At 62.6% G+C, this 20019-nt stretch carries 16 protein-coding genes; 8 read left to right on the top strand and 8 right to left on the bottom strand.

Annotation, left to right across the window (positions count from 1 at the left end):
- Positions 1-95: 95 nt before the first annotated feature.
- From VDP79_RS08055 to tal, 4 genes are all read right to left on the bottom strand, one after another.
- The gene (locus VDP79_RS08055; protein WP_323017697.1) at positions 96-1586 is read right to left on the bottom strand and encodes a tripartite tricarboxylate transporter permease; all 1491 of its coding nucleotides are present in this window, start codon (positions 1584-1586) and stop codon (positions 96-98) included.
- Positions 1587-1589: 3 nt separating this feature from the next.
- Positions 1590-2072 (bottom strand): tripartite tricarboxylate transporter TctB family protein, encoded by a 483-nt coding sequence (locus tag VDP79_RS08050; protein ID WP_323017696.1) that lies wholly within the window; start codon positions 2070-2072, stop codon positions 1590-1592.
- 5 nt (positions 2073-2077) lie between these two features.
- Positions 2078-3034, bottom strand: coding sequence for a tripartite tricarboxylate transporter substrate binding protein (locus VDP79_RS08045; protein WP_323017695.1), 957 nt, complete (start codon positions 3032-3034; stop codon positions 2078-2080).
- A gap of 150 nt (positions 3035-3184) precedes the next feature.
- Positions 3185-4138, bottom strand: coding sequence for a transaldolase (gene tal, locus VDP79_RS08040; protein WP_323017694.1), 954 nt, complete (start codon positions 4136-4138; stop codon positions 3185-3187).
- Between the two features lie 148 nt (positions 4139-4286).
- Here tal and carA point away from each other — a divergent pair, with 148 nt between their 5' ends.
- From carA to VDP79_RS08025, 3 genes are read left to right on the top strand one after another with little or no spacing between them, the layout of a single operon-like run.
- Positions 4287-5456: a glutamine-hydrolyzing carbamoyl-phosphate synthase small subunit gene (carA, locus tag VDP79_RS08035; RefSeq protein ID WP_416233075.1), complete on the top strand. Its 1170-nt coding sequence runs from the start codon at positions 4287-4289 to the stop codon at positions 5454-5456.
- A 16-nt stretch (positions 5457-5472) separates the two neighbouring features.
- Entirely contained in the window at positions 5473-8712 is a 3240-nt protein-coding gene (gene carB, locus VDP79_RS08030; RefSeq protein ID WP_323017692.1) for a carbamoyl-phosphate synthase large subunit, read from the top strand.
- A 6-nt stretch (positions 8713-8718) separates the two neighbouring features.
- Positions 8719-9573 carry an SDR family oxidoreductase gene (locus VDP79_RS08025; protein WP_323017691.1) on the top strand — a complete coding sequence of 285 codons (855 nt, stop codon included), beginning with the start codon at positions 8719-8721 and terminating at the stop codon, positions 9571-9573.
- 1 nt (position 9574) lies between these two features.
- Here the strand turns inward: VDP79_RS08025 and VDP79_RS08020 are convergent, their stop codons facing one another.
- Together VDP79_RS08020 and VDP79_RS08015 are read right to left on the bottom strand one after the other, a co-directional pair.
- Positions 9575-9982 carry a DoxX family protein gene (locus VDP79_RS08020; RefSeq protein ID WP_323017690.1) on the bottom strand — a complete coding sequence of 136 codons (408 nt, stop codon included), beginning with the start codon at positions 9980-9982 and terminating at the stop codon, positions 9575-9577.
- Between the two features lie 91 nt (positions 9983-10073).
- The gene (locus tag VDP79_RS08015; RefSeq protein ID WP_323017689.1) at positions 10074-10781 is read right to left on the bottom strand and encodes a pirin family protein; all 708 of its coding nucleotides are present in this window, start codon (positions 10779-10781) and stop codon (positions 10074-10076) included.
- A 140-nt stretch (positions 10782-10921) separates the two neighbouring features.
- On the opposite strand from VDP79_RS08015, the gene VDP79_RS08010 reads away from it, so the two are divergent.
- Positions 10922-11851: a LysR family transcriptional regulator gene (locus VDP79_RS08010; RefSeq protein WP_323017688.1), complete on the top strand. Its 930-nt coding sequence runs from the start codon at positions 10922-10924 to the stop codon at positions 11849-11851.
- 118 nt (positions 11852-11969) lie between these two features.
- The gene (locus VDP79_RS08005; protein ID WP_323017687.1) at positions 11970-13295 is read left to right on the top strand and encodes a solute carrier family 23 protein; all 1326 of its coding nucleotides are present in this window, start codon (positions 11970-11972) and stop codon (positions 13293-13295) included.
- 46 nt (positions 13296-13341) lie between these two features.
- On the opposite strand, the gene VDP79_RS08000 is transcribed toward VDP79_RS08005, so the two are convergent.
- Entirely contained in the window at positions 13342-14382 is a 1041-nt protein-coding gene (locus tag VDP79_RS08000; RefSeq protein ID WP_323017686.1) for an XdhC family protein, read from the bottom strand.
- A gap of 12 nt (positions 14383-14394) precedes the next feature.
- Complete coding sequence (locus tag VDP79_RS07995; RefSeq protein ID WP_323017685.1) at positions 14395-14979, bottom strand: nucleotidyltransferase family protein; 585 nt, start codon at positions 14977-14979, stop codon at positions 14395-14397.
- A gap of 177 nt (positions 14980-15156) precedes the next feature.
- Here VDP79_RS07995 and VDP79_RS07990 point away from each other — a divergent pair, with 177 nt between their 5' ends.
- The 3 genes from VDP79_RS07990 to VDP79_RS07980 are packed head-to-tail and all read left to right on the top strand — an operon-like array spanning position 15157 to position 19879.
- Positions 15157-18075 (top strand): xanthine dehydrogenase family protein molybdopterin-binding subunit, encoded by a 2919-nt coding sequence (locus tag VDP79_RS07990; RefSeq protein ID WP_323017684.1) that lies wholly within the window; start codon positions 15157-15159, stop codon positions 18073-18075.
- Positions 18072-18626, top strand: coding sequence for a (2Fe-2S)-binding protein (locus VDP79_RS07985; protein WP_323017683.1), 555 nt, complete (start codon positions 18072-18074; stop codon positions 18624-18626). The genes VDP79_RS07990 and VDP79_RS07985 overlap by 4 nt, the downstream gene beginning before the upstream one ends.
- Positions 18627-18637: 11 nt before the next feature.
- Positions 18638-19879: a cytochrome c gene (locus VDP79_RS07980; protein ID WP_416233080.1), complete on the top strand. Its 1242-nt coding sequence runs from the start codon at positions 18638-18640 to the stop codon at positions 19877-19879.
- Positions 19880-20019: the final 140 nt, after the last annotated feature.

Below are 20019 nucleotides of genomic sequence, written 5' to 3'. Positions count from 1 at the left end.
CAACTTCTGGGTGTCAAACGCAAGATGTCAGCTTCTCACTATGAATACCGGGCGCCCCGTGGAGCCGGGGTGCTTGTTTTATTCTACGTCTGGCCTCATCCCGCCGCTGCCTTGATCTTGCGCAGCAGGATCGGCGCCAGCAGCACCAGCACCGCCAGAACCAGGAAGGTCAGCGACAGGGGGTTCGTGATGAACACGGACGGATCCCCGTTATTGATGGCTAAAGAGCGCCGCAACTGTGTTTCCGCCATCGGGCCCAGAATCAGGCCGATCAGCAGCGGAGCGATCGGAAAATCGTAGACCCGCATCACATAGCCTGTGACCCCGATCACGAACATGATGAGCAGATCCATCCAGGAAGTCGACAGCCCCCAGACGCCGACCATGGTAAAGACCAGGATGCCGGCGTACAGATAGGGGCGGGGGATCAGCAGCAGACGCACCCAGATGCCCACCAGCGGCAGGTTCAGCACCAGCAGCATGACGTTGCCGATATACAGCGACGCGATGATCGCCCAGACCAGATCGTGACTGTTGGTGAAGAGGAACGGCCCCGGCTGCAGCCCGTAGCTTTGGAAGGCTGCCAGCAGCACGGCAGCTGTGGCGGAAGTCGGCAGACCCAGGGTCAGCAGCGGCACCAGAATGCCGGCTGCCGCCGCATTATTGGCGGCTTCGGGGCCGGCCACGCCTTCGATGGCGCCGTGGCCGAATTCATCGGGTTTCTTGCACAATTTGCGTTCCGTCATGTAGGACAGAAACGTCGGGACTTCCGTGCCACCGGTCGGCAAGGCGCCGATGGGAAAACCAAACAGCGTACCGCGCAGCCAGGGCTTCCAGGATCGCTGCCAGTCTTCCTTGGTCATCCAGGCCTTGCCCGACAAGGGATTGATCTGCGGCGGCATGCTGCGGTAGCGGCTGGCGACGTACATGACTTCGCCTACCGCGAACAGCGATACCAGCACGACGGTCAATTCGATGCCGTCCAGCAGCTCGAACGAACCGAAGGTCAGGCGCGCCTGACCTGTCTGCGCGTCGATGCCGACCACACCTAGCGCCAGACCAAGCAGCAGGGCGATCAGGCCGCGCACGCGAGAGCTGCCGAGCACCACCGAGACCGACATCAGGGACAGTACCATCAGCGCGAAATAGTCGGCGGCAGTGAAGACAAAGGCCAGTTCAGCCACCAGAGGCGCGAAAAAAGTAATACCCAGCGTCGCCAGCGTGCCGGCGACGAAGGAGCCGATGGCGGCGGTGGCTAGCGCCGCCGCGCCACGCCCGGCCTTGGCCATTTTGTTGCCCTCGAGCGCGGTCATCATGGAACCGCTTTCGCCGGGGGTATTGAGCAGAATCGAGGTAGTGGAACCACCGTACATGGCGCCGTACAGCACCCCGGCAAACATGATGAAGGCAGCCGTGGGGGCGATTTGCACGGTGACCGGCAGCAGCAGGGCGATCGTCAGGGCAGGGCCGATACCGGGCAGCACGCCCATGGCGGTCCCCAGCATCGAACCCAGAAAGGCCCAGAACAGATTGATGGGCTCCAGCGCGACGCTGAAGCCCGACATCAATGCGGAAAATGAATCCATGAATCACTCGCCCAGAAAGGGAAATACAGGGCCGAGGCTGACGCCTAGCGAAGAAAATCCGTACCAGCAGAGCAGGCCCAGCACCAGGCCGATACACGCGTCCATCAGGATGCGGCGTGAGCCGAAGGCGCGTGTGACCAAGGCGAAGCTGATCATGGCCGTCAGGGGGAAGCCCAGCGGTTGCATGGTGAGCAGGGGGGCGGCGGCGCCGCTGGCGGCCCAGAGCAGCGCGGGCCAGGACACTTTGGCGTTGGCCTCGGCGTCTTCGGAATCCTGAGGTTCGAAGGACTCGCCGCGTGCAATCTGGATGAGCAAGATGACCCCCAGAAGCACCAGCAAGCCCCCGATCACGATGACGAAGAAACCGGGGCCAATCGCGGCATAGCCGCCCAGCTGCGGCAGACTGCGCCCCTGGAAAAACCACAACAGGCCGATGGCGACGATGACCAGCCCCAGCCACCAGGGACGCGAAGTCTTGGGTGCCATGATGCTTATTTGATCAGGCCGACGGATTCAAGCACCTTTTTCTGGCGGACTTTTTCCTGGTCCAGGAACGCGGAGAAGTCATTGCCAGCCAGGTAGGCATCGGTCCAGTTGTGGTCGGCCAGGGCTTTTTTCCATGCATCCGTGGCGTGCATCTTGGCGAAGCGGTCCAGCCACATTTGCTTGCCCTTGTCGGACATGCCCGGCGCGCCCACGATGCCGCGCCAGTTGCCGATGACCACGTCCACGCCTTGTTCTTTCAGGGTGGGGACGTCGAGATTGGGCAGGCGTTTTTCAGAGGTGACGGCGATCAGGCGCAGGCGGCCTTGTTCGGCGTAGGGGCCGAGTTCGGACAGGCCGGAGATGGCGACTTTGAGCTGGCCGCCGGCCAGCGCCGTGATCATTTCGGCGCCGCCGTCATAGGCCACGTAATTGAGTTTCTTCGGGTCCAGGGGAATGGTCTGGGCCAGCAACGCTGCGGTGACGTGGTCGACCCCGCCGATGGAGCCGCCGCCGATCGGCATCGCGCCCGGATTGGCAGCCAGCGCCTTGGTGACGTCCTGGATGGTCTTGAGGGGCGAGTCCACCGGCACGGCGATGGCGCCTGCGTCATCGGTCAGGCGCACCAGCGGCGTGACGTCGTCCAGCGTGACCGGGGATTTGTTGAGGATGATGGCGCCGACGATGATCGAACCCAGGGACATGATGCCGTTGTCGTTGCCTTTGGTCGTGCGCACGAATTCGGCCAGACCGATGGTGCCGCCCGCGCCGCCCTTGTTGGTGACCTGCGAACCATCGGTGAAAATGCCGGTTTCTTGCATGACCTGCAGCGGCACGCGCGCAGCGGCGTCATAGCCGCCGCCGGCGCCGCCTGGCGCCATCACGACGGCCGGGGCGGCCATGGCCATGGACAGCGGCAGTGCCGTCGTGGCGATGGCCGTGCAGAATTTGCGTATAAAAGTCATCCGTGTCTCCTGGAGTGACGCGCGATCAAGGGTGGCCCAGACATTGGGCAGCGCGAGCTGGTTCTAGGATACCGGGCTATACGTCAAAATACATCGGGGAAATTCCCCGATTTTCAGTCATGAGTCAGGTTGTGGCGGTGGGGCGCTGTGTCAGGCGGCCCGGCCCAGCAAAGCATCCAGCTTGGCCGCATCCACTGTGAATATCCGGATGCCTTCCGCCAGTTTTTCGGTGGCCATGGCGTCCTGGTTCAGTTGCGTGCGGAACGTGACCTCGTTGCTGGCCAGCCATTCCGGCGCATTCGCCTTGGCGTCCGCTACCGTCAGGCCGGCAGGCAGGGGGGCGTGGGATGTGCTCAGTTCACCCAGCAATGCCGGGCTGATCGTCAGCAGATCGCATCCCGCCAAGGCCCGGATCTGGCCGATATTGCGGAAGCTGGCCCCCATGATCTGCGTCGGGATGTCATAGGCCTTGAAATAGCGATAGATGCGGGCCACCGACTGCACGCCGGGATCCTGGGCGCCCGCGTTCTGCGCTTCGTCCCAATCCACGCCCGCCGCCTTTTTGTACCAGTCGTAGATGCGGCCTACGAAGGGCGAGATCAGCGTCACTTGCGCCTGGGCGCAGGCGATGGCCTGTGGCAGAGAAAACAGCAGCGTCAGGTTGCAGTGGATGCCTTCGGTTTCCAGCACCCGAGCGGCCTGGATGCCTTCCCAGGTGGACGCCAGCTTGATCAGGATGCGTTCGCGGGCGATGCCGGCGGCTTCGTACAGGGCGATGATCTGCCGTGCGCGCTCGATGCTGGCTTGCGTATCGAAGGACAGGCGGGCGTCGACCTCGGTGGAGACCCGGCCCGGCACGATGGCCAGGATTTCCCGCCCGAACGCCACCAGCAGGCGGTCGGCCTGTTCTGTCAGGGATGCAGCGGGGTGGTCATGCAGCACCTGGTCCAGCAGCGGCCGATAGGCGTCCTGCTGCACCGCCTTGAGGATCAGCGATGGATTGGTGGTGGCGTCCGTGGGCTGGTAGGCCCGCATGGTTTCAAAGTCCCCCGTGTCGGCCACGACGGTCGTCAGCGCACGCAGGGCATCGAGTTGATGGCTCATGAAGGCGGTACTCTCTGATAGGAATGGTGAAAAACTCTTACTGTAGACCATTTCCATCACACGGCGGCCTGGAGGGGGCGCCGAGCGAACCGCATGAGACTGTATAATAGGAAGGTTTATATGTAGACTTTACAACTGGGGTATTATTTTGCTGCCGTCAATCTTTCCCGAGGGGTCCACAGGACTCGTCCCAGCAATTCTCGCCTTGGCTGACGGTACCGTATTTCGAGGCGTTTCTATAGGCGCCGATGGGTCCTCAGTCGCCGAGATCGTCTTCAACACGGCCATGACCGGTTATCAGGAAATCCTGACCGACCCCAGCTACAGCGGCCAGATCGTCACCCTGACCTATCCTCATATCGGCAATACCGGCGTCAATGCCGAAGACGTCGAATCCAGCCGGGTGCATGCCGCCGGCCTGGTCGTGCGCGACTGCCCGGCCCGCGTCTCGAATTTCCGGGCGACGCAGTCCCTGCCCGAATACCTGAAATCCCAGGGCATCGTCGCCATTTCAGGCATCGATACCCGCAAGCTGACCCGCATCCTGCGCGAACGCGGCGCTCAGGGCGCCTGCATCCTGGTGGGTGACGATGTCGAACGCGCAGTCGAATTGGCTCGCGGTTTTGGCGGCATGGAAGGCCAGGACCTGGCCCTGAAGGTCACGACGCCGCAGTCCGGCGCCTGGGTGCAGGGCACCTGGCAGCTGGGGCGCGGCTTCAGCCGCCAGGAAAAGGCCGACTACCATGTGATCGCCTATGACTACGGCATCAAGACCAATATCCTGCGCCTGCTGGCGGACCGGGGCTGCCGCATCACGCTGGTGCCTGCCACCACGCCGGTCGCCGACATCCTGGCGCAAAACCCGGATGGCGTCTTTCTGTCCAATGGCCCGGGCGACCCCGCCGCCTGCCAGTATGCGGTCGATACCTGTCAGGCAGTGCTGGAACGCGGCATTCCGCTGTTTGGCATCTGTCTGGGCCAGCAGGTATTGGGCCTGACCCTGGGCGGGCGCACCATCAAGATGAAGACCGGCCACCATGGCGCCAACCATCCGGTGCAGGACCTGGACAGCGGGCGCGTGTTCATCACCAGCCAAAATCATGGCTTCACCGTGGACGGCGACAGCCTGCCGGCCAATGCCCGTGTGACGCACGTGTCGCTGTTCGATGGCACGCTGCAGGGGTTCGAGCTCACCGACAAGCCGGTGTTCTGCTTCCAGGGTCACCCGGAAGCCAGCCCCGGCCCCCACGACATCCTGGTGCTGTTCGACAAGTTCATCGATCTGATGGCCCAGCACAAAGCCCAGTCGTCCAAATAACCGATACCGTTCTCTCATGCCCAAGCGTTCAGACATTAAAAGCATTCTCATCATCGGGGCAGGTCCGATCATCATCGGTCAGGCCTGCGAATTCGACTATTCCGGCGCACAGGCCTGCAAGGCCCTGAAGGCCGATGGCTTTCGCACCATTCTGGTCAACAGCAACCCCGCCACCATCATGACGGACCCGGAAACGGCCGACGTCACCTACATCGAACCCATCACCTGGCAGGCGCTGGAAAAGATCATCGAGATCGAAAAGCCCGATGCCGTTCTGCCCACCATGGGCGGCCAGACGGCGCTGAACTGCGCCCTGGATCTCGACCGCCATGGCGTGCTGGCCAAGCACGGGGTCGAATTGATCGGCGCCAATGCGGCCGCCATCGACAAAGCCGAAGACCGCCTGAAATTCAAGGATGCCATGACCTCCATCGGTCTGGAATCCGCCAAATCCGGCGTCGCCCACAGCATGGATGAAGCCTGGGTCGTGCAAAAGCGTATTGCCGCCGAACTGGGCGGCTCGGGCTTTCCCGCCGTCATTCGTCCCAGCTTCACGCTGGGCGGCACGGGCGGGGGCATCGCCTACAACGCCGAGGAATTCGAAACCATCTGCCGGCGCGGCCTGGAAGCATCCCCCACGCACGAATTGCTCATCGAGGAATCCTTGCTGGGCTGGAAGGAATTCGAGATGGAAGTCGTGCGCGACAGCGCCGACAACTGCATCATTGTGTGCGCCATCGAAAACCTGGACCCCATGGGCGTGCATACGGGGGATTCGATCACGGTCGCCCCGGCGCAGACGCTGACCGACAAGGAATACCAGATCATGCGCAACGCCTCGATCGCGGTATTGCGCGAGATCGGCGTGGATACGGGCGGTTCGAACGTGCAGTTCGCCGTCAATCCGGCCAATGGCCGCATGATCGTCATCGAAATGAACCCGCGCGTGTCGCGGTCGTCGGCGCTGGCGTCCAAGGCCACCGGTTTTCCCATCGCGAAAATCGCTGCTCGCCTGGCCGTGGGCTACACGCTGGATGAATTGCGCAACGAAATCACCGGCGGCGCGACGCCTGCATCCTTCGAGCCCACCCTGGACTATGTGGTCGTCAAGGTCCCGCGTTTCGCCTTCGAGAAATTCCCGCAGGCCGATTCCCGTCTGACCACCCAGATGAAGGCGGTGGGCGAGGTCATGGCCATCGGCCGCACTTTCCAGGAAGCCTTCCAGAAGGCGTTGCGCGGCCTGGAAGTCGGTGTGGACGGCTTGAACCAGAAAACCACTGACCGCGAACGCCTGCAGATCGAATTGGGCGAACCGGGACCGGAACGCATCTGGTATGTGGGCGATGCCTTCGCCCAGGGCTTCAGCCTGGATGAAGTCCATCAGCTGACCAAGATCGATCCCTGGTTCCTGGCGCAGATCAAGGAAATCGTCGATGTCGAACTGGCGCTGGAACAGCGCACGCTGTCCGAGCTGGACGACGAGACCATGCGGCGGCTGAAGCGCTACGGCTTTTCCGACCGCCGTCTGGCGTTCCTGCTGGATACGACCGAAGCCGAAGTGCGCAAGCTGCGCCATCAGATGAATGTGCGTCCGGTCTACAAGCGCGTGGATACCTGCGCGGCGGAATTCGCCACGACCACGGCCTATATGTATTCGACCTACGAGGAAGAAGACGAGGCCGCGCCCACCGACCGCAAGAAGATCATCGTGCTGGGCGGCGGACCGAACCGCATCGGCCAGGGCATCGAATTCGACTACTGCTGCGTGCATGCCGCGCTGGCGCTGCGCGAAGACGGTTTCGAGACCATCATGGTCAACTGCAACCCTGAAACCGTGTCGACCGACTACGACACATCCGATCGCCTGTATTTCGAACCGCTGACCCTGGAAGACGTGCTGGAAATCGTCCACAAGGAAAATCCGGCGGGCGTCATCGTGCAGTACGGCGGCCAGACGCCGCTGAAGCTGGCCCGCGCCCTGGAAGCCAACGGCGTGCCCATCATCGGCACCAGCCCGGATTCCATCGACGTCGCCGAAGACCGCGAGCGTTTCCAGAAACTGCTGACCAAGCTTGGCCTGCGCCAGCCGGCCAACCGCACGGCCCGCACGGAAAGCGAAGCCCTGGCCCTGGCCGGGGAAATCGGCTATCCCCTGGTGGTGCGACCCAGCTATGTGCTGGGCGGCCGCGCCATGGAAATCGTGCACGAGCCGCAGGATCTGGAACGCTATATGCGCGAAGCGGTCAAGGTCAGCAATGATTCTCCGGTGCTGCTGGACCACTTCCTGAACAATGCCACCGAAGTCGATGTGGACTGCCTGGCCGATGGCGAACAGGTTGTGGTCGGCGGCGTCATGGAACACATCGAGCAGGCGGGCGTGCACTCGGGTGATTCGGCCTGCAGCCTGCCGCCGTATTCCCTGTCGGCGGACGTCGTGGACGAAATCAAGCGTCAGACGGCGCTCATGGCGCGCGCCTTGAACGTCAAGGGCCTGATGAATGTGCAGTTCGCCATTCAGGACGGCGATGTCTACGTGCTGGAAGTCAATCCGCGCGCCTCGCGCACGGTGCCTTATGTGTCCAAGGCCACCGGCTCGCAGCTGGCCAAGATCGCCGCCCGCGTCATGGCGGGCCGGTCACTGGCGGCGCAAGGCGTGTCGTCCATCCCGTCGCCGGTGTATTACTGCGTCAAGGAAGCCGTCTTCCCCTTCATCAAGTTCCCGGGGGTGGATACCATCCTGGGGCCGGAAATGAAGTCCACCGGCGAAGTCATGGGCGTGGGCGAGACCTTTGGCGAAGCTTTCGTCAAATCCCAGATCGCTGCAGGCGCCTGGCTGCCGGAATCCGGCAAGGTCTTCATCAGCGTGCGGGCCCAGGACAAGCCCCGCGCCGTCGAAGTCGCCCGGGGCCTGGCGGGCATGGGCTTCCAGCTGATCGCCACGCGCGGCACCGCGGCCGTGATCGAGGCCGCGGGTTTGGCGGTAGAGGTCGTCAACAAGGTCACCGAAGGCCGTCCCAACATCGTGGACATGCTCAAGAACGGTGAAATCGCCATGGTCATCAATACGGTGGAAGAACGTCGTAACGCCATCGCCGATTCGCGCATCATCCGTACGCAATCGCTGGCCAACCGCGTCACGTTCTTCACCACTATCGCTGGGGCGCGTGCAGCCGTCGAAGGCCTGCAGTACCTGCGTCATGGCGGCGGCCTGAAGGTCTACGGCCTGCAAGCCATGCATGCAGCCATTCGCGGCTGATACGGCATGGCGGACGAAATCGTGACGTCCGCAGACCTCGGGTCCCCCCTTGAGTCGGGGGACTCTTCAACACCCGTCCGCGCGACATCGCCTGCACGGGTGTTCATTACCGGCGCCAGCAGTGGCATCGGTGCAGCGCTGGCGCGTCGTTATGCCGCCTGGGGCGCTGTGCTGGGGCTGGTAGGCCGCCGCCAGGATGCCCTGCAGGCGCTGGCGGATGCCTTGCCGGGGCAGGGCCATCAGGTGTACGCCCTGGATGTCCGGGACCGCAGCGCCTTGCAGGCCGCTGCGCGGGATTTCATGGCAGGCGGGCCCGTGGATCGGGTCATTGCCTGCGCCGGCATCAGCGCAGGCACCCTGACGGATGCCCCCGAGGACTTTGCCGTTTTTCAGGCTATTTTCGATACCAATGTGCTGGCGATGGTGGCGACGTTCGAGCCGTTCATCGCAGCCATGCGGGCGCGGCGCCAAGGCGTTCTGGTCGGCATCGGCAGCGTGGCCGGCGTGCGCGGCTTGCCGGGGGCCGGCGCCTATAGCGCATCCAAGGCCGCTGTGCGGGCTTACTGCGAAAGTCTGCGGGTGGAACTGTACGGTTCAGGTGTGCAGGTAGTGACCCTGGCGCCGGGCTTCATCGCCACCCCCATGACGGCGCATAACCCCTACCGTATGCCCTTTCTGATGCCGGTGGACCGTTTCGCGGATCAGGCAGTGCGCGCCATCGAGGCGCGTGACCGTTATCGCGTCATCCCCTGGCCCATGGCCTGGGTGGGGCGTTTGCTGCGCGTGGTGCCCGATGCTGTGTATGACGCCGTGGCGGCGCGGCGCAAACGCAAGCCCAGGATGGGCGAGCGTCGGGAATAATTCAGGCAAGGCCCAGCTTGGACGAGCGCGCATCCAGGCTCAGGGCGCCGGCGCCGAACGCCGTCAGTTGCAGCAGGCCGCCGGCAATGGCCAGGTTCTTGAAGAAGTGGGTCGACTGGTTCATGTCGCCGAACTGCGCGTGGAAGAACAAGGCGGCCGCCACCGAGAAGATCGCCAGGACCAGCGCGCTCAGGCGCGTCCGGTATCCCAGCACCAGCAGGATCGGCAGGATCAGTTCGATAAAGACCGTGGCGGCATAGGCCAGGCTCGGTAGCGGCAGGCCAGCGGATGCGATATAGCCGATGGTGCCTGCGGGGTTGGCGATTTTGCCAGAGACGCCGACCCAGAACAGGATGGCGATCAGGATGCGGCCGATCAGGGATGTTGTGTCGATGGTGCGAGAGTTCATGATGTGGTTCCGTATGAAGTAGGTAACAGCCAGGGTAAAAAGCATCCCGCCCGAAGAACGGGATGCGCGTTTGAATCAATCAGGCGGGCGTTTACATCGCAGCGCTGTCCACGAGGATCAGTTCGGCATCTTCGATGGCGGTGATGTGCAGGACGGCCTCGTCCCGGATGGCGGCGCCGTCGCGTGTTTCCAGCGCAACGCCGTTGACCTCGACCCGGCCGACGGCCGGGACCAGGTAGCCGACGCGGCTCGCATCCTTGAATGCGTATTCCACGGTGTCGCCGGCCTTCAGCGTGGCGCCGCAGACCCGGGCCTGCGCCCGGATGGGCAGCGCTTCGTCATCGCCTTCCAGGCCGCTGGCCAAGGTGACGAAACGTCCCGAGCGATCTGTCTTGGGGAAGGGCTGCGTGCCCCAGCAGGGCTGGCCGCCTTTCTGGTCCGGGAAGATCCATATCTGGAAGATCCGGGTGGCGCCGGGTTCCAGGTTGTATTCTGAATGGACGATGCCGGTGCCTGCGCTCATGATCTGGACGTCGCCCGCCAGCGTGCGGCCCTGGTTGCCCAGGTTGTCCTGGTGTGTGATGGCGCCTTCGCGCACATAGGTGATGATTTCCATGTCCGCGTGCGGGTGCGGGGGAAAGCCGCTGTTGGGCTGGATCGTGTCGTCGTTCCAGACGCGCAGCGCGCCCCAGTGAACCCGCTGGGGGTCATGGTATTCAGCAAAGGAAAAGTGATGCCTGGCATTGAGCCAGCCGTGGTCGGCTGCGCCCAGCGAGGCGTAGGGACGGCGTTCAATCATGATGGGCTCCTTGAGGCTTGAACAATGCTGATAGTCTACGGGTGGCGGATCATGTTGAGAAGATAAACAATAGAATTTCATCGTTTCCAATTTTGATATAATGGTTGACCATCCATCCGAGCCCGTGGAAAGGAAACGCCGTGAAGGGATTACCTGATCTCCAAGCCTGGGCCTTGTTCGCCAAAGTCGCTGAAACCGGGTCCTTCGCCCGGGCGGCGGCTGCCTGTCAGGTGTCCCAGGCGACCGTCTCCAAGGCCATCAGCCGGCTGGAAGCCCGCATGAAGACGACGCTGATCCATCGCACGTCGCGTCGCCTGACACTGACAGACAGCGGTCGCGGCGCCCTGGATCGCGCCACGCGTATTCTGGAAGAAGGCGAGGCGATCGAGGCGGAAGTCACGGAACACTCCCAGGCCTTGCGGGGCCGGGTCCGGGTGTCCGCGCCCATGTCCTTCGGTCTGGCACGACTGGCGCCGCTGCTGCCGGGGTTCATGGCGCTGCACCCGGAAGTGCAGCTGGATGTGCAGTTCAACGACGCTCAGGTGGACCTGCTGGCCGAGCATTTCGATCTGGCCCTGCGGATCGCCAGGCTGGCGGATTCCAGTCTGCTGGCCCGCCGCTTGTGTGGGGTGCGCATCGTGCTGGTCGGCGCGTCCGCATACCTGGATGCGCATGGACGGCCCTGCCATCCGCGAGACCTGCAGGCGCATCAGGCTTTGCATTATTCCTATGCGCGCCATGGGGTGACCTGGCATTTCCGGCACCCCCGGCTGGGGGGATTTTCCCAGTTCATGCCGACCCGCCTGCAGGTGAACAACGCCGATGCCCTGATGCCCGCCCTGCGTGCGGGGCTGGGCCTGGCGCTGCAGCCGGAATTCCTCGTCTGGCCGGATCTGCAGTCCGGCGCCCTGGAAGCTGTCTTGGCGCCCTGGGCTGTCGAACCCCTGGCACTGCATGCGGTGACGCCGCCTGGGCGCAATCGGCCTGCCCGTGTCCAGGCCTTCATCGATTATGTGGCAGCTGCCCTGCAGGAAGAACCCTGGGCGCAGGATGCCGTGCGTCCTGCTTAGGGGGCAGTTGAACAGATCGGTCGCGCAGTCTTGCGGGGTCAGTTGATCGCGCCGTACACTTGCGACGAAATTTCAACCTTCCATCTTCCTCTTCCGGACGGCTTCGGGCCGCAAACCCATGACAACTTCTTATTTTCCCCGTTGGCGCCGCGTGTCCGGCACGGCTGACGGCGCCGTGGTGCAGCCCGACGAAACCATGCCCTTGCTGCAGACCGTGGCGATGGGCGCCCAGCACGTCGTCGCCATGTTCGGCTCGACCATTCTGGCGCCGCTCATCATGGGTTTCGACCCGAATATGGCCATATTGATGTCCGGCGTGGGCACGCTGGTGTTCTTCTTGTTTGTCGGCGGCCGGGTGCCCAGTTATCTGGGGTCCAGTTTTGCCTTCATCGGCGGCGTGGTTGCCGTCACCGGCTATGCCGGCAGCGGGCCGAACCCGAATATCGGGGTCGCCTTGGGGGCGATCATCATCTGCGGCCTGATCTACGCAGGCATCGGTCTGCTGACCATGTTCATCAATGCCCGCCAGGGCGGGGCGGCGGACTGGATCGATCGTTGGATGCCGCCGGTGGTGACGGGGGCTGTGGTCGCCGTCATCGGCCTGAATCTGGCGCCGATCGCCGCCAAGGGCGCCATGGGCGGTTCGGTGTTCGATTCGCTTATGGCGTTGATGACGATCCTGTGCGTGGGCGGCGTCGCCGTCTATACGCGCGGCCTGGTGCAGCGCCTGCTGATCCTGGTGGGCCTGTTCCTGGCTTGCGTCCTGTACGCGGTGCTGAGCAACGGCCTGGGACTGGGCACGCCGATCGACTTCTCCGCCATCGCGGCCGCTTCCTGGCTGGGCTTGCCGAAAATGACAGCGCCGGTGTTCGAAGCCCACGCCATCAGCGTCATCGCGCCGGTCGCCATCATCCTGGTGGCGGAAAATCTGGGTCACATCAAGGCCGTCAGCGCCATGACGGGGCAGAATCTGGACCGCTATCTGGGCCGCGCCTTTCTGGGCGACGGCGTGGCGACCATGATCTCGGGTTCCATGGGCGGCACGGGCGTGACGACCTACGCTGAAAACATCGGCGTCATGACCGTCACCAAGATCTATTCCACCCTGGTGTTCGTGGTGGCGGCATTGGTGGCGCTGCTGCTGGGCTTTTCACCCAAGTTCGGCGCTGTGATCCAGGCGATTCCCGCGCCGGTGCTGGGCGGCATGGCGGTGGTGGTGTTCGGCCTGATCACCATTGCCGGCGCCCGCATCTGGGTGGTGAACCAAGTGGATTTCAGCGATAACCGCAACCTGATCGTGGCGGCCGTGACCCTGATTCTGGGGGCCGGTAATTTTTCGATCGAACTGGGCGGGTTCAAACTGGACGGCATCGGCACGGCCACGTTTGGCGCCATCATCCTGTATGCGCTGCTGCGGGGGCGCAAACCGGCGACGGCTGCCTGATCCGGCGCCTGAATTCAGCCAGCCTCGGCTTTGTGCATTGGATGGATCATGTGCATAAGGGTTTCGTGATAAGCGTTGTGGCGGTTTCTTGCTGCTGCTTGGATTGAGCGACGGATGGCTCACGGGGCAGGCATACCCCGTTTTTGACAGCAAGCACTTCCGCCATGATGCTGACGGCGATTTCGGCGGGGGTCTTGCTGTGGATGTGGATGCCCGCAGGGCCGCGTAGTTTTTCCAGCGATGCTTCGGTCTCGTTGAAGTACTCGATCATCCGGGCGCGCCGGCGCTCGTTGTTGCGTCGGGACCCGATGGCGCCCACGTAGAACGCGGGGCTGTGGATCGCTTCCAGCAGCGCCAAATCATCAAGCTTGGGATCGTGGCTGAGCGCGATGATGCAGCTGCGTTGATCAGGCTGGAATGCTGCCACCGCATCGTCGGGCATCTCGTTTGTTTTCTGCACATCCGCCAATGACCAGGCGTTCATGTATTCCCTGCGTGGATCGCATATCGTCACGGAAAATTCGTTGAATAGCGCCATCGTGGACAGGTATTCAGCGAGTATTCCGGCGCCGATCAGTAGCATGCGGTATTCAGGGCCGAAGATGCTCGTGAGGGACTGGCCATCAAACTGCAGCGCTTGGGGCCTGTCGGCTTGCTCAAGCGTGACGCGGCCATCGTGACAGCAGACTGTGCGGCGCACGAGTTCGCCTTGTTTTAGCCGGGCGACCAGCTCTTCCAGCAAGGCCTGCTGAGGATCGAATTCCAGCAGGAGTTCCAACGTGCCGCCGCATGGCAATCCAAACTGATGCGCCTCGTCTGCGTTCACGCCATAGCGCACGACTTGGGGTGGGCCATGGGGGATGTCTTGTGCGCCGTGAGCGCGCGTATAACGAAAGATCAGATCATCCTCGATGCACCCGCCGGAGACCGAGCCGACGACGCAACCATCCTCGCGCAGCGCCATGAGGGCGCCTGCTGGTCGGGGCGCAGATCCCCAGGTCTTGATCACCGTTGCCAACAATGCCCGATGGCCTTTGGCGCGCCAGTCCCGTAAGGTGCGTAGAACGCGGATATCAGTGCTTTCCATACTGTTGCTTGATCAAGAAGGGCAGGCAGCGAGCAGCGCTTCGGCTCGTGCCAGATCGTCCAGCGTATCAATGTCTGTCGCGATACCAGGATCGTTCAGGGGCAGCGTCATCAAGGAGCCGGCGTGCCGGTGCGCACGAACGATGGATGCCGCCCCTGTATCGCCGTGTAGCGCGGCCAGCGCCGCAAAGCATTCTGCGCCGAATCCGACCGGGTGACCTTGCTGTTCGTTCCAGATGGGCGCTACCACGGGATATGACGCCAGATTCAGCGCCACCTGGAGCAGGCTGTCGACCATGATCAAAGGCAAGTCGCCAGGCAGGATGAGCCAGCCTTCGGCCTGTGCGGTGGCGCGCACGCCGCGTGCAATGGAGTCGCCCATGCCGGAAGGATTGCCCCTGGCATCCTGTTCGGAGCGTACGACATGACAGGGCAGTCCTGATGCGGTCACCGTCTGCAGCACGCGCTCTAATACCGGGATGCCGTGTAGCGGAGCGCCCAGCTTGTGCATGCCGCCGCCGGACTGCCGAAAGCGCCGGCCCTGGCCTGCGGCCAGGACGATCACGGTGGGCGCTGGTTTGATGGGCCGTTGTGTCATGGGGATCTCGTGGGGGATGGCTTGACTGTCGGTCTACATGATACGACGGTGCTTCAGCATGGCCGGCATGGTTGCGGTGCCGGCCCGACTTGGCGTTTGTCCTGGGTGGCCCCTTGAACTGACACGCTGTATAAGGTTGGTATCCCATCATGACCATTCAGGAGCCCAAGAGAAGGCATGTCCAGTATCAAAGTGACGAGGCGTCATTTCCTGAAAGTGGCATCGCTTGCAGGCATCACCACTTATATTGCACCCTTCGGGTCGCCCGCGTATGCGGCGCTCTTCGAGCAGAAGCTGCTGACGCCTATGCATTGGGATCCCGCTACCGGGAGAGCCAGGTTTCGGGTCGATGGCATCGCAAAAGTCACGGGCAGCAAGATCTTTGCGCGCGATATCCGGGCGCGCGATCTGCCTAATTGGCCAGACCGGCAAAGCCATGCGCTGATATTGCGTGCGACGCGCGCCGATGCGATTTACACCGGTTTTGATGTGTCGCGGCTGGGCGCAGATCTGAAGCCGGATCGCATCGTGACGTCTGAAGACTTGCAGCGCGATGGTGTGGCGTTTTCCGAGTTTTATGGCGAAGACATGCTGTTGCCGTCGGGCAAGACGCCGGCTTATCTTGGCCATGCGGTTGCTATCCTGATTTTTCATGATTTTGCACGCTTTCGCCTGGCAAAAGATGCGCTCAAATTCCAGGATGATGTCGTCCAGTACGGCGAGCACACGGGGCCGCTGCAGCGTGACCCCTGGGGTACCTTTAGGTATGTGCGGGTGGGTGGCCGAGACGGTTATGCAGATGATGTGTTCTCCAGCCTCAAGGACGCGCCTGTATTCCCCAGCCAGATGCGTAAACGGTTGCCGGTGTGGCCCGATGGTAAAAACCATGGCGCAGTCGGCGAAGAAGGGATGTACCACGCGCAGCAGATCCGCGACGAATTAGCGCATCCGCCCCAGGATTGGCTGGTGCTCAAGCGTCAATACCAGACGCAGTCCGTTGATACCTCCGCGCTCGAGCCCGATAACGCCAATTGTTGGTACGACGAGGCCACGCAGACTTTGCATATGGTGGTTCCCACGCAGTCGCCCAGCGAAGTCGCGGCGACGGCAGCAGGCATGCTGGCCAAGAGCCGCTTCGGGGCTAAGACGCTGGTGATGCATCCTTGTTATACCGTGGGGTATGGATCCAAGGATCACTGCAATATGCCGTTCTACGGGCTGGCCTGTGCGTTGTATTCGGACGGCAGGCCGGTGCGCATCGCCAATGATCGCTACGAGCACTTCCAGACCGCGCTGAAGCGTCATGCTTTTGACATGGATTATCAGATCGGCGTAGACCGCGCGAGCGGCATGATCCAGTCCTGCGTCGTGGATATGGTCGCGGACGGGGGCGGGCGCAGCAATCTCTCCGCGTCGGTCGTCATGGTAGGGGCCACGGCGGCGCAATCTATCTATTACCTGCCCAAGTCCGACATGATGTCCAGGGCGGACGCCTCGCGGGCGGTGGATGCGGGCTCGGCGCGAGGCTACGGGACCTTGCAGACCATGGCGGCGACCGAGATGCTGGTGGATGAACTGGCGCAGGCGCTTGATCTGGACCCGATTGAATTTCGGCTGAAGAACGTGCTGAAAACCGGGATGAAGAATACCCAGGGGGCCATCCCCGCCGGCGAGGTTCGCGCCGAGGAAGTCCTGAAAAGAGCGCAATTGCATCCGCTCTGGACGGAGCGCGCCCAACGTAAAAGCGCTTATGAAGCCAAACATCCCGGCAAACTATATGGCGTGGGGTTTGCCTGTGTGCAAAAGGACTTTGGCACGGGCGCTGAATCTTCCTTTGCAAAAATCGAGGTCTTGCCGGATGGCCGTATTCTGCTGCGCCATACGGGTGCAGAGATTGGCACGGGAATGAGCACATCGCAGGCACTGGCGTGTGTGCGCTGGCTGGGCCAGCCGGCAAATGATATCGGCGTCGCGATTGTCGATTGGCCCGATCTGCCGATGGTGTCCTCTGGCGATCCCTATCTGATGACCCAGGCGGAGCAGGACAGATTATCGGCTGATCCGGCCTGGACACCGGCTTTGGCTTCTCCCGCCAGCGCGTCCAATTCCGCTTTTTATTACACGCATACCACGCGGGAGGCGGCACGGCTCGTTTTCATGCATGGTTTGTGGCCGGCGGCGCAGGCGATCTGGACGAGCGGCATCGGCGGCGGGCAAGCCGCGCCCTATGTGGTTCGCCTTGAAGACGCCCGTTGGGTGAAGGGCATGCTGACCTCTGCCGGCATGCAGCCGCTCAGCCTGGCGCAGTTGGCTGCTAAAGCGCACCAGCTGGGGCTGGTGGTGGGGGCCGTGGTGCATGGCTTCAATCGCTGGCAGTGGGCCGAAGCGGATTTCAGAATCGGCAATCAGGTAGAGCGCTTGCCGTTGGACGGCTTGGCCTTGTGCTTTGGCGGCCAGCCTCTGGCCGATGCGCCCCCTGCCGGTCAGAAACTGCCGGGTCAGGATGGTAGGGTGGCGGACAAGCGTGTGGTCAGTATCGATGCGGGCCAGGATGATGCCCTGGGTACCAAAAGCACGACCAACGGCCACTATCAGGTGATCAGCCGGGATGCCATTCAGTACACGCCCGTCCAGCGCAATAATGCTGCAGTGACCTATTACTCTGCGATGGGCACGCTGGCCGAGGTGGCGGTGCATCGCGCCAGCGGCAAGGTCGAACTATTGAACCATCATTCCATCATCGAGTGCGGCACGCTGCTGTCGCCCCAATTGGTGTCCGGCCAGATCCAGGGCGGGCTGGCGATGGGCATCGGGCATGCGCTATACGAACACCTGCCGCTGTACGAAGACGGCCCTGGCAATGGCACCTGGAACTTCAATCGCTATCATCTTCCCCTTGCCAAGGAAGTCGCGCTTTGGCAGCAGACCGCTGAGGTCCTGCCCCCGCTGTCGGATACCGATCCCCCCAAGGGCATGGCCGAGGTGGTGATGATACCGATTGTGGCGGCCCTCGTGAACGGTATCGCCCACGCCACCGGGCAACGGTTCTATTCCTTGCCCGTCACACCCGAGAAAATCCAGGAGGCGCTGGCATGAGCATCGCGACGATCACGGTTTCCATGATGATCAACGGCAAACCCATCGGGCCGGTGCAGGTTCCCGAGACCCTGATGATGATCGATTTCCTGCACGAATACGCCCACTTGACCGGCACGCGCTTGGGCTGCGGACAGGGAGTCTGCCGCGCCTGCGTCATCATCCTGGATCGGGACAATGGGCATAGCGAGGAAATACGCACCTGTATTACCGGCGTGGGTTATTTCAACGGCCGTACGCTGCGGACTATCGAGGGCCACGCCCGGCGCGATGAGCATGGCGCGGTCACGGCGCTATCGCCCATACAGCAAAAATTTCTCGATTTTTATAGTTTTCAGTGCGGCTATTGCACGCCTGGCTTTGTCAACGCCGCCACTGTTCTGATCGAGCGCTTGCAGCGTGAGCCCATCGCGCAGGATCAGATCGAAACCTATGTCACCGACTCGCTGAATGACCACATATGCCGGTGTACGGGTTATGTACGCTATCACCAGGCGGTCAAGGATGTCATCTTGAACACGCCAGGCCTCATCAAGAGCGATCTGCCATGAGAGCCGCGACTATGGCCGGAACGCTTGCCGTCCTCGCGCTGGTCGTCGGCGGTGCGGTGTTATCGGGTGTACTGGAGCCCGCTTACGATTTGTCGGCGGTCGACGAGCAAGACCGGGCGCTGGATGTGCAGTTGCTGGCGCGCGGCAAATACCTGGCACAGGCAGGCGATTGCGCGGCCTGCCACACCAGTGCTGATGGGGCTCCGTTTGCGGGCGGCGTACCGATTCCCACGCCGTTTGGCACCATATACGGCACCAACATCACGCCTGATAAAGACTATGGCATTGGGGATTGGAGCTCGGCTGATTTCTACAAGGTATTGCACGATGGCATCGCGCCCGACCACCCGCTGTATCCTGCCATGCCCTATACCTCGTACCGGGGGCTGACGCGCAAGGACAGCGATGCCATTTTCGCCTATCTGCAGAGCGTCGAACCCGCCGCTGTGCCAAACCAAAAGAACGGTGTCCCTTTTCCCTTCAATATCAGAGCGCTGATGCGCGGCTGGAACCTGCTTTTCCTGACCGACGAATTGCCTGCTGTGTCGACCGGCGATTCTGATGAGTGGGTGCGGGGTCGTTATCTGGCCAATGTGCTTGGGCATTGCACTGAATGTCATACGCCACGCGGGCTGGTGGGGCAGATGAAGCTCGGGGAGAGCCTGGGCGGCGGGGCTGCCGAAGCGATTCACGCGCCCGACATTACGCCGTCAGCGTTGGCGGCCAGAGGCTGGACCGTAGAAGGCCTGCAACGATTCCTGGCAAAAGGAATTGCACCCCAAGGATCCGCCTATGGGGGGATGTACGATGCTTTTCATCACAGCACACGCCATCTCGCAGATGGCGATAACAAGGCTGTCGTCAGGTACCTGACTGGCGATATGCCGGTTGCTGCGGCGTTGCTCACGCCAGCCGCTCCTGCTGACGCCCAAATCGTCCAGGCAGGCCGCCATCACTATCAGGCCTTATGCGCGGGGTGTCATTCCGCCAGCGGGCAGGGCAAGCCAAATGTGACCGTGGCGCTGGCGGGTAACTCGACGGTGCGCAATCCGGACCCCCACAATCTCCTTCAAGTCGTGCTGCACGGTCTGGATCAGAAAGACTTTCCGGACAATCAGGGGCGGCAGGCGATGCCTGGCTTTGCCGGGGCGCTGGATGATGCCGGGCTCGCGGATCTGGTCAACTATATGCGGGTCCAGTTCGGAGGACAGCCGAGCGACGTCACTGCCAGTGCGGTAGCCGCTATGCGCTGACAGGATGCCGGCGGTGCTGCACGGGTGGACAGCGTGCAGCGCCTGCCCTGGTCAGCTTCTGGATCCGGATATTTTGGTCTGGCTTTGGCTCGTGCAGGCCGGGGCTTGCATTTTCCAGCGGGATTGCCCACAATACTCCC

It is taken from the genome of Castellaniella sp., assembly GCF_034675905.1.
In the GTDB taxonomy this organism is placed as follows: Bacteria; Pseudomonadota; Gammaproteobacteria; order Burkholderiales; family Burkholderiaceae_B; genus Castellaniella.
This window is presented reverse-complemented; position numbering and strand designations above follow the sequence as displayed.